The organism is Tsukamurella spumae (assembly GCF_012396015.1).
Classification (GTDB): Bacteria; Actinomycetota; Actinomycetes; order Mycobacteriales; family Mycobacteriaceae; genus Tsukamurella; species Tsukamurella spumae.
Genome location: NZ_JAAXOQ010000013.1, coordinates 1 through 13,191, shown reverse-complemented (window position 1 = coordinate 13,191; position 13,191 = coordinate 1). Strand labels below are relative to the sequence as shown.

General features: G+C 71.6%; 14 protein-coding genes. 11 read left to right on the top strand and 3 right to left on the bottom strand.

Annotated elements, in window-relative coordinates; genetic code table 11:
• The first annotated feature begins 2 nt into the window (after positions 1 to 2).
• Genes HF999_RS11270 through argH form a run of 5 tightly spaced genes read left to right on the top strand, consistent with a single transcriptional unit; the run spans position 3 to position 5,552 of the window.
• Positions 3 to 1,196, top strand: coding sequence for an acetylornithine transaminase (locus tag HF999_RS11270; RefSeq protein WP_168545974.1), 1,194 nt, complete (start codon positions 3 to 5; stop codon positions 1,194 to 1,196).
• Entirely contained in the window at positions 1,193 to 2,131 is a 939-nt protein-coding gene (argF, locus tag HF999_RS11265; RefSeq protein ID WP_168545973.1) for an ornithine carbamoyltransferase, read from the top strand. The genes HF999_RS11270 and argF overlap by 4 nt, the downstream gene beginning before the upstream one ends.
• A gap of 22 nt (positions 2,132 to 2,153) precedes the next feature.
• On the top strand, positions 2,154 to 2,639 hold the full coding sequence (locus HF999_RS11260) for an arginine repressor (RefSeq protein WP_068569991.1): 486 nt from the start codon (positions 2,154 to 2,156) through the stop codon (positions 2,637 to 2,639).
• A 35-nt stretch (positions 2,640 to 2,674) separates the two neighbouring features.
• Positions 2,675 to 4,096 carry an argininosuccinate synthase gene (gene argG / locus HF999_RS11255; RefSeq protein WP_168545972.1) on the top strand — a complete coding sequence of 474 codons (1,422 nt, stop codon included), beginning with the start codon at positions 2,675 to 2,677 and terminating at the stop codon, positions 4,094 to 4,096.
• A 31-nt stretch (positions 4,097 to 4,127) separates the two neighbouring features.
• A complete protein-coding gene (gene argH / locus HF999_RS11250; protein WP_168545971.1) occupies positions 4,128 to 5,552 on the top strand; it encodes an argininosuccinate lyase in 1,425 nt (474 codons plus the stop codon).
• On the opposite strand, the gene HF999_RS11245 is transcribed toward argH, so the two are convergent.
• From HF999_RS11245 to HF999_RS11235, 3 genes are read right to left on the bottom strand one after another with little or no spacing between them, the layout of a single operon-like run.
• A complete protein-coding gene (locus HF999_RS11245) occupies positions 5,549 to 6,151 on the bottom strand; it encodes a TetR/AcrR family transcriptional regulator (RefSeq protein ID WP_168545970.1) in 603 nt (200 codons plus the stop codon). The two genes, argH and HF999_RS11245, sit on opposite strands and share 4 nt — an antisense overlap.
• Positions 6,148 to 6,906, bottom strand: a complete 759-nt coding sequence (locus tag HF999_RS11240) for an ABC transporter permease (RefSeq protein WP_168545969.1) — start codon at positions 6,904 to 6,906, stop codon at positions 6,148 to 6,150. The genes HF999_RS11245 and HF999_RS11240 overlap by 4 nt, the downstream gene beginning before the upstream one ends.
• On the bottom strand, positions 6,903 to 7,634 hold the full coding sequence (locus HF999_RS11235) for an ABC transporter ATP-binding protein (protein WP_168545968.1): 732 nt from the start codon (positions 7,632 to 7,634) through the stop codon (positions 6,903 to 6,905). Before HF999_RS11235 ends, HF999_RS11240 begins: the two co-directional genes overlap by 4 nt.
• A 151-nt stretch (positions 7,635 to 7,785) precedes the next feature.
• Between HF999_RS11235 and HF999_RS11230 the strand changes: the two genes are divergently transcribed.
• Genes HF999_RS11230 through tyrS form a run of 6 tightly spaced genes read left to right on the top strand, consistent with a single transcriptional unit; the run spans position 7,786 to position 12,654 of the window.
• Positions 7,786 to 8,277: a DUF4334 domain-containing protein gene (locus HF999_RS11230; protein WP_168545967.1), complete on the top strand. Its 492-nt coding sequence runs from the start codon at positions 7,786 to 7,788 to the stop codon at positions 8,275 to 8,277.
• Positions 8,274 to 9,347, top strand: a complete 1,074-nt coding sequence (locus tag HF999_RS11225) for an NAD(P)-dependent alcohol dehydrogenase (protein ID WP_168545966.1) — start codon at positions 8,274 to 8,276, stop codon at positions 9,345 to 9,347. Before HF999_RS11230 ends, HF999_RS11225 begins: the two co-directional genes overlap by 4 nt.
• A 9-nt stretch (positions 9,348 to 9,356) precedes the next feature.
• Positions 9,357 to 9,563, top strand: a complete 207-nt coding sequence (locus HF999_RS11220; RefSeq protein ID WP_068569984.1) for a Trm112 family protein — start codon at positions 9,357 to 9,359, stop codon at positions 9,561 to 9,563.
• Positions 9,560 to 10,144, top strand: coding sequence for a DNA-3-methyladenine glycosylase (locus tag HF999_RS11215; RefSeq protein WP_168545965.1), 585 nt, complete (start codon positions 9,560 to 9,562; stop codon positions 10,142 to 10,144). The genes HF999_RS11220 and HF999_RS11215 overlap by 4 nt, the downstream gene beginning before the upstream one ends.
• Before the next feature lie 55 nt (positions 10,145 to 10,199).
• Positions 10,200 to 11,396 (top strand): hypothetical protein, encoded by a 1,197-nt coding sequence (locus HF999_RS11210; RefSeq protein WP_168545964.1) that lies wholly within the window; start codon positions 10,200 to 10,202, stop codon positions 11,394 to 11,396.
• Positions 11,359 to 12,654 carry a tyrosine--tRNA ligase gene (tyrS, locus tag HF999_RS11205; protein WP_210733726.1) on the top strand — a complete coding sequence of 432 codons (1,296 nt, stop codon included), beginning with the start codon at positions 11,359 to 11,361 and terminating at the stop codon, positions 12,652 to 12,654. The genes HF999_RS11210 and tyrS overlap by 38 nt, the downstream gene beginning before the upstream one ends.
• The last annotated feature ends 537 nt before the right edge of the window (positions 12,655 to 13,191 follow it).

Sequence of the window (13,191 nt, the reverse complement as noted above, 5' to 3'; positions counted from 1 at the left end):
ACATGACGAACGAAACGATGCAGCAGCGGTGGAACGCCGCGCTGATGAACACCTACGGCACCCCGGCCGTCGCGCTGGTCTCCGGCAGCGGTGCGGCGGTGACGGACGCCGACGGCAAGGAGTACGTCGATCTTCTCGGCGGCATCGCCGTCAACGCCCTCGGCCACGCGCATCCGAAGATCATCGAGGCGGTCACGCGGCAGGTCTCGACCCTGGGCCATGTCTCGAACCTGTACATCAGCGAGCCGGTCGTCCGCCTCGCCGAGCGGCTCACCGACGCGGTGGGCGTCCCGGGAACGCGGGTGTTCTTCAGCAACTCGGGCGCGGAGGCCAACGAGACCGCCATCAAGATCGGTCGGCGGACCGGCCGGACGAGGATGCTCGCCGCTGAGGGCGCCTTCCACGGCCGCACCATGGGTTCGCTGGCACTGACCGGACAGCCCGGGAAGCGGGAGCCCTTCGAGCCGCTCATCGAGTCGGTGACCCACGTGCCCTACGGCGACGCCGCCGCACTCCGGGCCGCCACCGCTCCCGAGGCCGGCGAGGTGGCCGCGATCTTCCTCGAGCCGATCATGGGGGAGTACGGCGTCGTGGTCCCGCCCGAGGGTTACCTCGCGGAGGCCCGCGCCGCCGCGACCGACGCCGGCGCCCTCCTGGTGTTCGACGAGGTGCAGACCGGGATCGCCCGCACGGGAACACTGTTCGCGTACCAGCGCGCCGGCGTGACCCCGGACGTCTTCACGCTCGCCAAGGGGCTCGGCGGCGGCCTGCCCATCGGGGCGACGGTGGCCGTCGGCGCGGCCGGCGAGCTGCTCACCCCCGGTCAGCACGGCACCACCTTCGGCGGCAATCCGATCGCCGCGGCCGCCGCGAACGCCGTACTCGACGTCGTCGAATCCGAGGGCCTCGCCGCGCGCGCGGACGCGCTCGGCAAGCACATCGCCGCCACCGTCGAGGGGTTCGGCCACCCGCTCGTCACCGGGGTGCGGGGTTCGGGTCTGCTGCTGGGGATCACGCTCGCGCAGCCCGTCTCCAAGGCGGTCGAGACCGGCGCCCGCGATGCGGGCTTCCTCCTCAACGCCGCGCAGCCCGATGTGATCCGGCTCGCCCCGCCGCTCGTCCTCACCGACGAGCAGACGGATCGCTTCCTCACCGCGCTTCCCGCTCTTCTCGATGCAGCCCAGGAGAACTCATGACCCGCCACTTCCTCCGCGACGACGATCTCAGCCCCGCCGAGCAGCGCGAGGTGCTCGCACTGGCCGCGGAGCTGAAGGCCGCGCCCTTCTCCCGGCGCCCGCTGGAGGGTCCCAAGGGCGTGGCGGTGCTGTTCGACAAGAACTCCACCCGCACCCGGTTCAGCTTCGACGTGGGCGTCGCGCAGCTCGGTGGCCACGCCGTGGTCGTCGACACCAAGTCCACCCAGATGGGTCGCGACGAGTCCCTCGCGGACACCGCCCGGGTGCTGTCCCGGTTCGTCGACGCCATCGTCTGGCGGACCTACGCGCAGGAGGGCCTCGAGGAGCTGGCCCGGTATTCGACGGTGCCCGTCGTCAACGCCCTCTCCGACGATTTCCACCCGTGCCAGATCCTCGCGGACCTGCAGACGATCGCCGAGCGGAAGGGAGCGGAGGGGACCGGTTCCGTGGCCGGTCTCAAGCTGACCTACCTCGGCGACGGCGCGAACAACATGGCGCACAGCTACATGCTCGGCTGCGTGACCGCCGGGATGGACGTGACCATCAGCGCACCGTCGGGCTTCCAGCCGGACGAGAGGTTCGTGGCGGCGGCCCGGGCCCGGGCGAAGGAGACGGGGGCCGAGGTCAGCGTGATCTCCGATCCGGTGCTCGCGGTCGCCGGCGTCGACGTGGTCGTCACCGACACCTGGGTGTCGATGGGGCAGGAGGACGACGGCATCGACCGCAACGCGCCCTTCCGGCCGTACCAGGTCAACGCCGAGTTGCTCGCGCACGCGGACCCCGACGCGATGGTGCTGCACTGCCTGCCCGCGCACCGCGGGGACGAGATCACCGACGAGGTGATCGACGGCCCGCAGTCCGCCGTCTTCGACGAGGCGGAGAACCGCCTGCACGCCCAGAAGGCGCTGCTCGCCTGGCTCCTGGAGCACTCGTGACGACCGCCCGGAAGGCCAGACCGTGACCGACCAACCGCTCGCCACCCGGGCCGGGCGGCAGGCGGCCATCGTCGAGATCCTCGCCAACCACCAGGTCCGCAGCCAGGCCGAGTTGCAGGCGCTCCTGGTGCGGGGCGGCTACGAGGCGACGCAGGCCACCATCTCGCGCGACCTCGACGAGCTCGGCGCCGTGAAACTGCGCGGCGCCGACGGCGGCACGGGCGTGTACGTGGTGCCCGAGGACGGCTCGCCCGTGCGGGGCGTGTCCGGCGGCACGGAGCGGCTCTCCCGCCTCCTCGGGGAACTGCTCGTCTCCACCGACCACAGCGGCAACATCTGCGTCCTGCGCACCCCGCCGGGCGCGGCGAACTTCCTCGCCAGTGCGCTCGACCGCTCGTCGCTGCCGGAGGTCGTGGGCACCGTCGCCGGCGACGACACCGTCCTCGTCGTCGCGCGCGAGCCCCTGACCGGCAAGGACCTCGCCGAGCGGCTCGTGGCGCTCGCCTGAATCCGAACACCCTCCACCAGATAGGCTTATCGACCATGTCTAAGGTCCTCTCCACCCTGCCCGTCGGCGAGCGCGTCGGCATCGCCTTCTCCGGCGGCCTCGACACCTCCGTGGCCGTCGCCTGGATGCGCGACAAGGGCGCCGTGCCCTGCACCTACACCGCGAACATCGGCCAGCCCGACGAGCCGGACATCGACGCGGTGCCGGACCGGGCGAAGGAGTACGGCGCCGAGATCGCGCGCCTGGTCGACGTGCAGCCGCTGCTGGTGCAGGAGGGCATCGCCGCCCTGCAGACCGGCGCCTTCCACATCCGTTCGGGCGGCAAGACCTACTTCAACACCACCCCGATCGGCCGCGTCGTGACCGGCACCATGCTGGTGCGGGCCATGAAGGAGGACGGCGTCGACATCTGGGGCGACGGCTCCACCTACAAGGGCAACGACATCGAGCGGTTCTACCGCTACGGCCTCATGGCGAACCCGGCGCTGCGGATCTACAAGCCCTGGCTGGACTCGCAGTTCGTCACCGAGCTCGGCGGCCGCAAGGAGATGAGCGAGTGGCTCGTCGCGCACGGCTTCCCGTACCGCGACTCCACCGAGAAGGCCTACTCCACCGACGCCAACATCTGGGGCGCCACCCACGAGGCCAAGGACCTGGAGTTCCTCAACACCGGCGTGCTCATCGTCGATCCGATCATGGGCGTCGCCCCGTGGGACGAGTCGGTGGAGATCGTTACCGAGGACGTCACCGTCACCTTCGAGGCCGGCGTGCCGGTCGCGATCAACGGTGTGGAGTTCTCCGACCCGGTCGAGCTGGTCCGGGAGGCGAACCGCATCGGCGGCCGCCACGGTCTCGGCATCTCCGATCAGATCGAGAACCGTATCATCGAGGCCAAGTCGCGCGGCATCTACGAGGCGCCCGGCATGGCGCTGCTGCACGCGACCTACGAGCGCCTGGTGAACGCGATCCACAACGAGGACACCATCGCGACCTACCACAACGAGGGCCGCCGCCTGGGCCGCCTGATGTACGAGGGCCGCTGGCTCGATCCGCAGTCGCTGATGCAGCGCGAGGCCATCATCCGCTGGGTCGCGTCCGCCGTCACCGGCTCGGTGACGCTGCGCCTGCGCCGCGGCGACGACTACTCGATCATCGACACCACCGGCCCCAACCTGAGCTACCACCCGGAGAAGCTCTCGATGGAGCGCGTCGGCGACGCCGCCTTCGGCCCCGACGAGCGCATCGGCCAGCTCACCATGCGCAACCTCGACATCGCCGATTCCCGTTCGCGGCTCGAGCAGTACGCCGCGCAGGGCATCGTCGCGGGCGAGACCGCCGCGCTGGTCGGCGAGCTGGAGCGGGGCGGCGCAGAGGCCATCGTCTCCGGCGGCGAGCAGATCCCGTCGGCGCTCGACGAGGCCAGCAACCACGCCGCGTTCGACCTCGGCACCGACTGACCACCCGACCGCGGAAGGGATCGACACGCCAGTGAGCGAGAAGCACGGCACCAACGAGGGCAGCCTGTGGGGCGGACGGTTCGCGTCCGGCCCCGCCGAGGCGATGGCCGCGTTGAGCAAGTCCACCCATTTCGACTGGGCGCTGGCCCCGTACGACGTACGGGCGTCGAAGGCGCACGCCCGCGTGTTGAACGGCGCCGGGCTGCTCTCCGACGAGGATCTGGCCTCGATGCTCGCGGCGCTCGATCAGCTCGGGGCCGATGTGGCATCGGGCGCGTTCCGGCCGGCCGAGTCCGACGAGGACGTGCACGGCGCGTTGGAGCGCGGGCTGATCGAGCGCGCGGGCGCCGAGGTCGGCGGGCGCCTCCGCGCCGGCCGGTCGCGTAACGACCAGGTGGCCACCCTGTTCCGGATGTGGCTGCGCGACGCGGTGCGGCTGGTCGCCGTCGGCGTGCTCGACGTGGTGGACGCCTTCGTCGCGCAGGCGCAGGCCAACCCCGAGACGATCCTGCCGGGCAAGACGCACCTGCAGGCGGCGCAGCCGATCCTGCTCTCGCACCACCTGCTCGCGTACACGCACCCGCTGCTGCGGGACGTGCAGCGGCTGCAGGACCTGGACAAGCGGATCGCGGTCTCGCCGTACGGGTCCGGCGCCCTGGCCGGATCGTCGCTGGGGCTCGACCCCGGCGCGATCGCGGCCGACCTGGGCTTCGACTCCGCCGCGGACAACAGCCTCGACGCCACCGCCTCGCGGGACTTCGCCGCGGAGGCCGCGTACGTGTTCGCGCAGATCGCCGTAGACCTGTCCCGGTGGTCGGAGGACGTGATCCTGTGGAGCACAGCCGAGTTCGGGTACGTGACCCTGGCGGACGCGTGGTCGACGGGCAGCTCGATCATGCCGCAGAAGAAGAACCCCGACGTCGCGGAGCTCTCGCGCGGCAAGGCGGGCCGGCTCATCGGCAACCTGTCCGGTCTCCTCGCGACGCTCAAGGCGCAGCCGCTCGCGTACAACCGGGACCTGCAGGAGGACAAGGAACCGGTCTTCGACTCGGTCGAGCAGCTGCGACTGCTGCTGCCCGCCGTCGCCGGACTGACCGCCACGCTGACCTTCCACCCCGAACGCATGGGTGAGCTGGCGCCCGCAGGATTCACGCTCGCGACCGACGTGGCGGAGTGGATGGTGCGGCAGGGCATCCCGTTCCGCGTCGCGCACGAGGCGGCGGGCGAGTGCGTCCGCGCCGCCGAGTCCCGCGGCGTCGGCCTCGACGGCCTCACCGACGAGGAATTCGCCGGGATCCATCCGGCGCTGACCCCGCAGGTCCGCGAGGTCCTGACGGTGCGCGGCTCGGTCGGCTCCCGTAGCGCCCGGGGCGGCACGGCACCGTCGGCCGTGGCCACGCAACTCGACCGGGTCACCGCGGCCCTGCCCGCCCTGCGGGCCTGGGCGGGCGCCTAGCAACCCGGGAGGGGCCCCGTCATCACCCGCTGGAGCGGGGGAGCGGCGACGGCGACCACCTGCTCGAGCGGGAGCGACGCGAGCGGCTCGAGGCCGACGACGTAGCGCGCCACGAGCAGGCCGAACACCTGGGCCACTATGAGATTCGCTCGGAGCACCCCGTCGCCGGGCCCCTCCTCGAGGCGGACGATCAACTCGCCGAGGGCGATCTCGAGCAGGAATCCCCGCACGATCGAGGGAGCGCCGTCGGTGCCGAGGTTGGTGCGGACCACCGCGACGCCGACCTCGCGCAGCGGCCCGTCCCACATCGTCAGGACGGCACGGAGCAGCGCCCGGGCGGTGTCCTCGAGCGGGGCGTCCCGAAGCGGCGCGCGCACCAGCTCCGGGTCGACCGGTATCGCCAGGGCCGCGAGGTAGAGCTGCTGCTTGGTCCCGAAATAGTGGTGCACCAGCGCCGAATCCACGCCGGCGGCCTCGGCGATCGAGCGCACCGTCGTCCCCGCCAGGCCGCCACGGGCGAACCCGGCCCGGGCGGCGTCGAGGATCTGCGTGCGGGTGTCCGGGTTTCCGGACCGTCGGCCCGAGCGGCCCGCGCTCACGCGACCCTGCGCTGTAGCGTCGCCGCCGCGAGGGCGAGCGCCGCGACCGCGAACCCGGCGACCACGGCGAGGGAGGTCCACATGGTCCCGGTCGGGGATGCGTGGGCACCCACCTCCTGCAGGGCCTTGACCGCGTAGGTCATCGGCAGGACATCGGCGATGCCCTGCAGCCATCCGGGCATCGCGTCGTGCGGGACGAACAGTCCGCACAGGAACAGCTGCGGCACCACCACGATCGGCATGAACTGGACCGCCTGGAACTCCGTGCGCGCGAACGCGCTGAACAGCAGCCCGAGCGCGACGCCGAGCCAGGCGTCGACCACGGCGATGAGCACCACCAGCCACACGCTGCCCGCGGGGTTCATGCCGAGCAGGGTCGCCGCGACCGCCGTCGCGATCGCTGCCTGTGCCGTGGCCGCGAGGGAGAACGCGGCGGCGTAGCCCAGCAGGCGGTCGGCCTTGGCGAGCGGCGTGGTGAGCAGGCGCTCGAGCGTGCCGGAGACGCGCTCGCGTTGCATCGCGATCGAGGTCACGATGAACATCAGCGCGAAGGGCAGCACGCCGAGCAGCACGAGGGCGATGCGGCTGAAGACCGCCGAGCCGCCCGGGGAGTCGCGGTAGAGGAAGTAGAGCAGGACCAGCAGGGCCGTGGGGACCACGACGATCATGGCGACGGTGCGCGGGTCGGCGCGCAGCTGCCGCAGCACGCGGACCGCTGTGGCACGGGTGATGCCGGGGTTGAGGACGGTGCTCACGCCGCAGCCTCCTGGTTGCGGACGAGCGCGAGGAAGGCCTCGTCCAGGGTGGGGGCTCCGGTGCTGCTGAGCAGTTCCGACGGGGTCGGTGAGGCCACGAGGCGGCCCTCGCGCAGCAGCAGGAGCCGGGCGCAGTGGGCGGCCTCGTCCATGACATGGCTGGAGACCAGCAGCGTGGTGCCGGCGGCGGCCATGGCCGCGAATCGCTCCCACAGTTCGGCCCGCAGCAGCGGGTCGAGGCCGACGGTCGGCTCGTCGAGGATGAGCAGCTCGGGGTGCGCGACCAGCGCGCACGCGATGCTCACCCGCGAGTGCTGCCCGCCCGAGAGGGAGTCCGCCCGGCGTCCGGCGAAGGCCTCGAGCCCGACAGCGGCGATCGCCTCCGCGACATCGGCCTTCGCCGAGGCGCGGCGCCCGGGGTACAGCGCGCCGAAGTACGCGACGTTCTGCGCGACGGTGAGGTCGCCGTACACCGCGGGGGACTGCGTGGTGTAGCCGATGCGGGCGCGCAGGTCTGCCCGACCCGCGGGACGGCCGAGCACCGTCGCCGTGCCGCCGGTGATCCGCTGGGCGCCCACGATGACCCGCATCAGGGTGGTCTTGCCGGACCCCGACGGCCCGAGCAGCCCGGTGATCGCGCCCGCGGGGATCTCGGCATCGAGGTGGTCGAGAACGGTGGTGCCCGAGCGGACCACGGTGAGCCCGGACAGGGTGATCGCGCTGGTCATCGCGCCTCCGATCAATTCACTGATCGATGAATTCATGGACGGTTGAATTCTGCGCCCGCGCTCGGGGCGATGTCAAGGGATTGGTCGAGATCGCCTGGAACGTGTTCCGGTTCCGGCCCGGACTCCGGAGAACCTCGGATAACATCGCGGTATGACCGCAGAGCGCACCGTCCGCGGGCTCATCGACGAGCCGCGCTACTCCGAACCCGCCGAACTCGCGGGGCTGTTCGCGCAGCTCGAGCCCGTCTCGATCGAGTTCCTGCTCGGGGACTGGCGCGGCGGCGAGCTGCCGTCGGGTCACCCGATGGACGGCGCCCTCGGCAAGGCCCGGTGGTACGGCAAGAGCTTCGCCTCGGCGAACGACGTCCAGCCCTTGGTCTGCCTGGACGAGCAGGGCGAGAAGTTCTCCGATGTCGCCCTCGGTAAGGGGGAGGCCACGCTGCGATTGATCGATTTCGACGGGACCGTGACCGCGTCGATGGTCTACGACGGGCAGCCGGTGATCGACCACTTCGCCAAGGTCGACGACGACACCGTCATGGGAGTCATGACCGGGAAGAAGCTGGTCGCGCCGTACTTCTACTTCTACCTCGAGCGTGACGCCCGCCCAGCGTCGTCCGGCGGCTGTCTGGCGGACCGGTGACCGGCACCGTCGCGCGGGTCGTCGCCGCGCCGGGCGAGGCACCGTCGCCCCTCGAGGTCCAGATCCCCGCGCCCACCGGCAACCAGGTCCTGGTGCGCATCCACGCGGTCGGCGTCTGTCACACCGACCTGACCCTCGCCGCGCAGTGGCCCGAGCAGGGCATGCCCGTGATCCTCGGCCACGAGGGCGCGGGCGTCGTGGAGGCGCTCGGCCCCGATGCGCGGGGACTGGCCGTCGGCGACCGGGTCTCGCTCACCTTCGACAGCTGTGGCACCTGCGAGTTCTGCGCGGCGGGTACGCCCGGCTACTGCGAGCAGTCGATCACCCGCAACTACCTCGGACTCCCGGGCATCCGCTCGGGGGAGACGGCCGTCACCGGCGGCTTCTTCGGCCAGTCGAGCTTCGCGGGCCTCGCGCTCGCGACGGACCGCAACACGGTCCCCATCGGCGATGTGCCCTTCGCGCTGGCCGCACCGCTCGGGTGCAGCGTCCAGACCGGCGTCGGGACCGTCACCCGCGCGCTGAAGGTGCGGTCGGGGGAGTCCGTCGTGGTCTTCGGGACGGGCGCCGTGGGGCTCGCGGCGGTCATGGGGGCGAAGCTCGCCGGCGCCACCACGATCGTCGCGGTCGACCCGCGGGAGGACCGCCGCGCGCTCGCCCTCGAGCTCGGTGCCACGCACGCCGTCGAGGCCGGTCCGCAGGCCGCGCAGCAGGTCATCGAGGCGACGGGCGGCGGCGCGCACGCCGCCGTGGACACCACGGCCCGCGCCGAGGTGCTGGGGCAGGCCGTCCTGGCCCTCCGACCGCGCGGCACCCTCGCGGTGGTCGGGCTCGGAGCACCGTCGGCCGACCTGCCCGTCATGCTCATCATGGCCCGCGGCCTGCGCGTGATCGGCGTGATCGAGGGGGACTCGGAGCCCGCGGAGTTCCTCCCCGAACTCGCGGCGGCCGTCGCGGACGGGCGACTCCCGGTCGACAAGTTGGTCACCGCGTTCACCGACTTCGACGAGGCCTGGGCCGCGGCCCGCGAGGGCACCGCGGTCAAGCCGGTCTGGCTCCCAGCTGGGTAGCATGGGCGCATGGCCATCGACGCGACGCTGCTGAAGATCCTCGCCTGCCCGCAGGACAAGGGACCGCTGCTGTACGTGCCGGACGAGCTGTTCTACAACCCGCGCCTGCGCCGCGCGTACCCGATCGAGGACGGACTGCCCGTGCTGCTGATCGGTGAGGCGCGGGACGTGGACGCGGCCGAGCACGAGGCGATCCTGGCCCGCGCCGCGCAGTGACCCCCGAGCGCGCGCGGGAGCGGCTGTCCGGCCACCCCCTCGACGCCGCGCGGCTCGTGCTCGGATCCGTCCTCACCGTGGGAGACGTGCGGGCCCGCATCGTCGAGGTCGAGGCGTACGGCTCGCCCGCCGACGGGCCCTGGCCGGACCCCGCGGCGCACACCTACCCGGGGCCCACGCCCCGCAATCAGGTGATGTTCGGCCCGGCCGGACACCTGTACGTGTACCTCTCGTACGGCATCCACACCTGCATCAACGTGACCGCCGGGCCCGACGGTGTCGGCGCGGGCGTGCTGCTCCGCGGCGCCGCGATCGAATCCGGTCTGGACCTGGTGCGGGAACGGCGCGCCGTGCGCGACCCGGACGCGCGGCTCGCCGCCGGGCCCGGACGGCTCGGCCAGGCTCTCGGGCTCACGCTGGCCGACAAGGGCGTCGACGTGCTCGCCCCGTCCTCCGAGGTCAGGCTCGAGATCGCCGCCCGACGGGGCCCGATCGCCGCCGGACCGCGGATCGGGATCAGCAGAGCGGTCGATCTTCCGTGGCGGCTGTGGCTGCAGGGCCACCCCTCCGTGAGTCGTTGACCCGCCCCCAGCGGAAGCCAACCGCCGGCCAAGGTGGAACTGCTCGACTGGGCCCATGATCGACTCCGACCAACTCGACCGAGACCGCGGATTGAACGCGATGAACGGGCGGGCGTTCGCCGACCCCGACGAGGAGCGGGCCGCCCGCGCCCTGATGGGGGCGCCGTTCCCCGCGACCACCGAGGGCCTGATCGAGGCGGGTTGGGGACTGGTTCCCATCCTCCAGACCCGGTCGGCGACCGCACTCGCGACCGCCGCGGAGGCGCGGCTCGCGGCGATCCTCGGCCTACTGGACCTGCGGCGACTGGGACCGGGTGCGGGGCGTGCGCAGGCTGAGCTCGAGCGCCACCGTCGGGCCGCGCATCGCGCGCAGATCCCGGTGGAGGTCGCGGCCGCGGTCGCGATCGCTCTGGGGCTGGCGGGCGTGGGCGCGGTGGTGCTGTGGCTGTTGTCCCTGCTCGGCGCGGTCTTCGCCATCGGGGCCCTGCTCGCGGTCGTGATCCTCGGCGCCGGGATCGTCGGGATCCTTCGCTGGATGGACCGCGCCGAGCTCGACCCCGCCCGCATCACCGTCCGTGGACTGGTGATCGCGCCGTGGCTCGCGGGCCTCCCGCCCGCCACCGCCGCGGCGGTGCAGTCCCTGTTCGACCTCCCGCACGGGCTCGCCGGCGTCACCTTCACGGAGGACCGGGACCTGGTCACCGTCGACGACGGCGCGGGGACCGTCGGGGTGGTGGCGCGGCCCCGATTTCTCCGGGACGTGCAGCGGGCAGCACCGTCGACCAGCGACGACGTGCGGGACCTGCTCACCGGATACCTCCGCCCGGGGGTGCCGGGCGCGCTGGCGCTCCGGGAGGAACTCCCCGCCCCGGCCTGGTTGCGCGGGCCGTTCGACGGCTGGGAGCGCCTGTTCGACCGGTTCGGGACCGTGGGTCCGATAGAGGCCCGGTGGACGGTGCGGGACATGGCCCTCGTCGCCGAGTTGACCCCGGAGTACGAGGCGGAGCCCGCGGCGGTGATGGTCGCCGATCTCGCGGCGATCGCCCGGATCTCCGGAGCCGCCGGGCTCCAGGACGCGGACCGCGCGGCCCGGGCGGTCGCGGACCTGCTGGTGAATCAGCTGGTGCACGGGGACCTGGTGATGTTCACCCGGGGTGGCGGTCCGGCGGACCGCGAGCTGCTGGTCACCGCTCTGCAGGGGGGTGACCTCGGCGATGCGGCCGTTCGTTCACAATGGACCGGTGAGCACTGACATCCTCGAGGAACTGTCCTGGCGCGGACTGATCGCGCAGTCCACCGACATCGACGCGCTGCGCGAGCGCCTCGACGCGGGACCGATCACGCTCTACGCCGGGTTCGACCCGACCGCCTCGTCGCTGCATGCGGGGCATCTCGTCCAGCTGCTCACCCTGCGTCGCTTCCAGGAGGCGGGGCACCGGCCCGTCGTCCTCGGCGGCGGTGCGACGGGGCAGGTCGGTGACCCCCGCGACGTCGGCGAGCGGGTCATGAACTCCGTGGACACCGTCGCGGAGTGGGCGGCGAAGATCGACACGCAGCTGCAGCGGTTCGTCACCTTCGACGGCGAGAACGCCGCGATCCTGGTTAACAACCTCGACTGGCACGGGCAGATGAACGTGCCGACCTTCCTGCGCGACGTGGGCAAGCACTTCTCGATCAACGTGATGCTCGCGCGCGACACGGTCAAGCGCCGGCTCGAGTCGGACGGCATCAGCTACACCGAGTTCAGCTACATGCTGCTCCAGGCCTACGACTACGTGGAGCTCGCGCGCCGGTACGACGCCGCGCTGCAGATCGGCGGCTCCGACCAGTGGGGGAACATCGTCTCGGGCGTCGACCTGAACCGGAAGATCGACGGCCGGCACGTGCACGCCCTGACCACGCAACTGGTCACGTCGTCCGACGGCACGAAGTTCGGCAAGTCCACCGGCGGCGGCTCGCTGTGGCTGGACCCGGAGCTGACCAGTCCGTACGCCTGGTACCAGTACTTCGTGAACACCGCGGACGCCGACGTGATCCGCTACCTGCGCTGGTTCACGTTCCTCACCCGCGAGGAGATCGCGGAGCTGGAGCGTGAGACCGCGGAGGCACCGCAGCGACGCACCGCCCAGAAGCGGCTCGCCGCCGAGATGACGACATTGGTCCACGGGGAGGAGCACACCCGCGCCGCCGAGTTGGCATCCCAGGCGCTGTTCGGAAGGGGAGACCTCGCCGATCTGCCCGAGGGCACGCTCGCGGCCGCGCTGGCGGAGGCCTCCGTGATCGAGGTCGCGGCCGGTGAGCCGCGCACCATCGTCGACCTCTTGACGGCGTCGGGGCTGTGCGAGTCCAAGGGCGCGGCGCGCCGCGCGGTGAAGGAGGGCGGCGCCTACGCGAACAACGTCAAGGTGGAGTCGGAGGAGTGGGAGCCGACCCCGAACGACCTGTTGCACGGGCACTGGCTGGTGCTCCGCCGAGGCAAGAAGTCCTTCGCCGGCGCCCGCATCGCCTGAATCCCCTGGTCATCACCACTGAGGCCGTCCCGTCATCGAGCGCGGGGCGGCCTTTGTGCTGCGGATCACATTCATGGGATTCGACGGTGCGTCGGTCCAGTCAGGCCGCTGACCTGCATAGATGAACGGGATGTTACGAGCTGACCTGCGGATTTGTGCTTCCGTTCCACGGTGCGTAACTTATTCGAAGTCAGAGCGACACCGACCAGGACGGGGCCGAAAAGCCCAGGTCAGAAGGTAGAAACTCTGATAGCTTGACAAGATGGAGCCGAGCCCCGGTTTGACACCGAGATCGACTCCGATATAAGCTGGAACGGTTGCTCCGAGCAGCCAGCCTCCACGGAGAGATCGCCTCTCGAACGTATGACACGGTCGAGGGCACTTGAACGTGCGGTTGAGCGGTTCGAAGCGCTTCCGAGGGTGGCCCGCGAGAGCGAGTTGCACACGGATTTCCGATCTGCTAAGCTTGAACGGTTGCTCCGAGCGGGCCGGCCAGGGTTTTTGACTGGTTGGTTTGGAGAGAGTAGCATGGACTGC

Excerpts from the sequence above, each read along its gene's own strand:
- HF999_RS11270 (WP_168545974.1), top strand. The coding sequence starts at position 3 with ATGACGAACGAAACGATGCAGCAGCGGTGGAACGCCGCGCTGATGAAC.
- argF (WP_168545973.1), top strand. The coding sequence starts at position 1,193 with ATGACCCGCCACTTCCTCCGCGACGACGATCTCAGCCCCGCCGAGCAG.
- argG (WP_168545972.1), top strand. The coding sequence starts at position 2,675 with ATGTCTAAGGTCCTCTCCACCCTGCCCGTCGGCGAGCGCGTCGGCATC.
- HF999_RS11235 (WP_168545968.1), bottom strand. The coding sequence starts at position 7,634 with ATGACCAGCGCGATCACCCTGTCCGGGCTCACCGTGGTCCGCTCGGGC.
- HF999_RS11230 (WP_168545967.1), top strand. The coding sequence starts at position 7,786 with ATGACCGCAGAGCGCACCGTCCGCGGGCTCATCGACGAGCCGCGCTAC.
- HF999_RS11220 (WP_068569984.1), top strand. The coding sequence starts at position 9,357 with ATGGCCATCGACGCGACGCTGCTGAAGATCCTCGCCTGCCCGCAGGAC.
- HF999_RS11210 (WP_168545964.1), top strand. The coding sequence starts at position 10,200 with ATGATCGACTCCGACCAACTCGACCGAGACCGCGGATTGAACGCGATG.
- tyrS (WP_210733726.1), top strand. The coding sequence starts at position 11,359 with ATGCGGCCGTTCGTTCACAATGGACCGGTGAGCACTGACATCCTCGAG.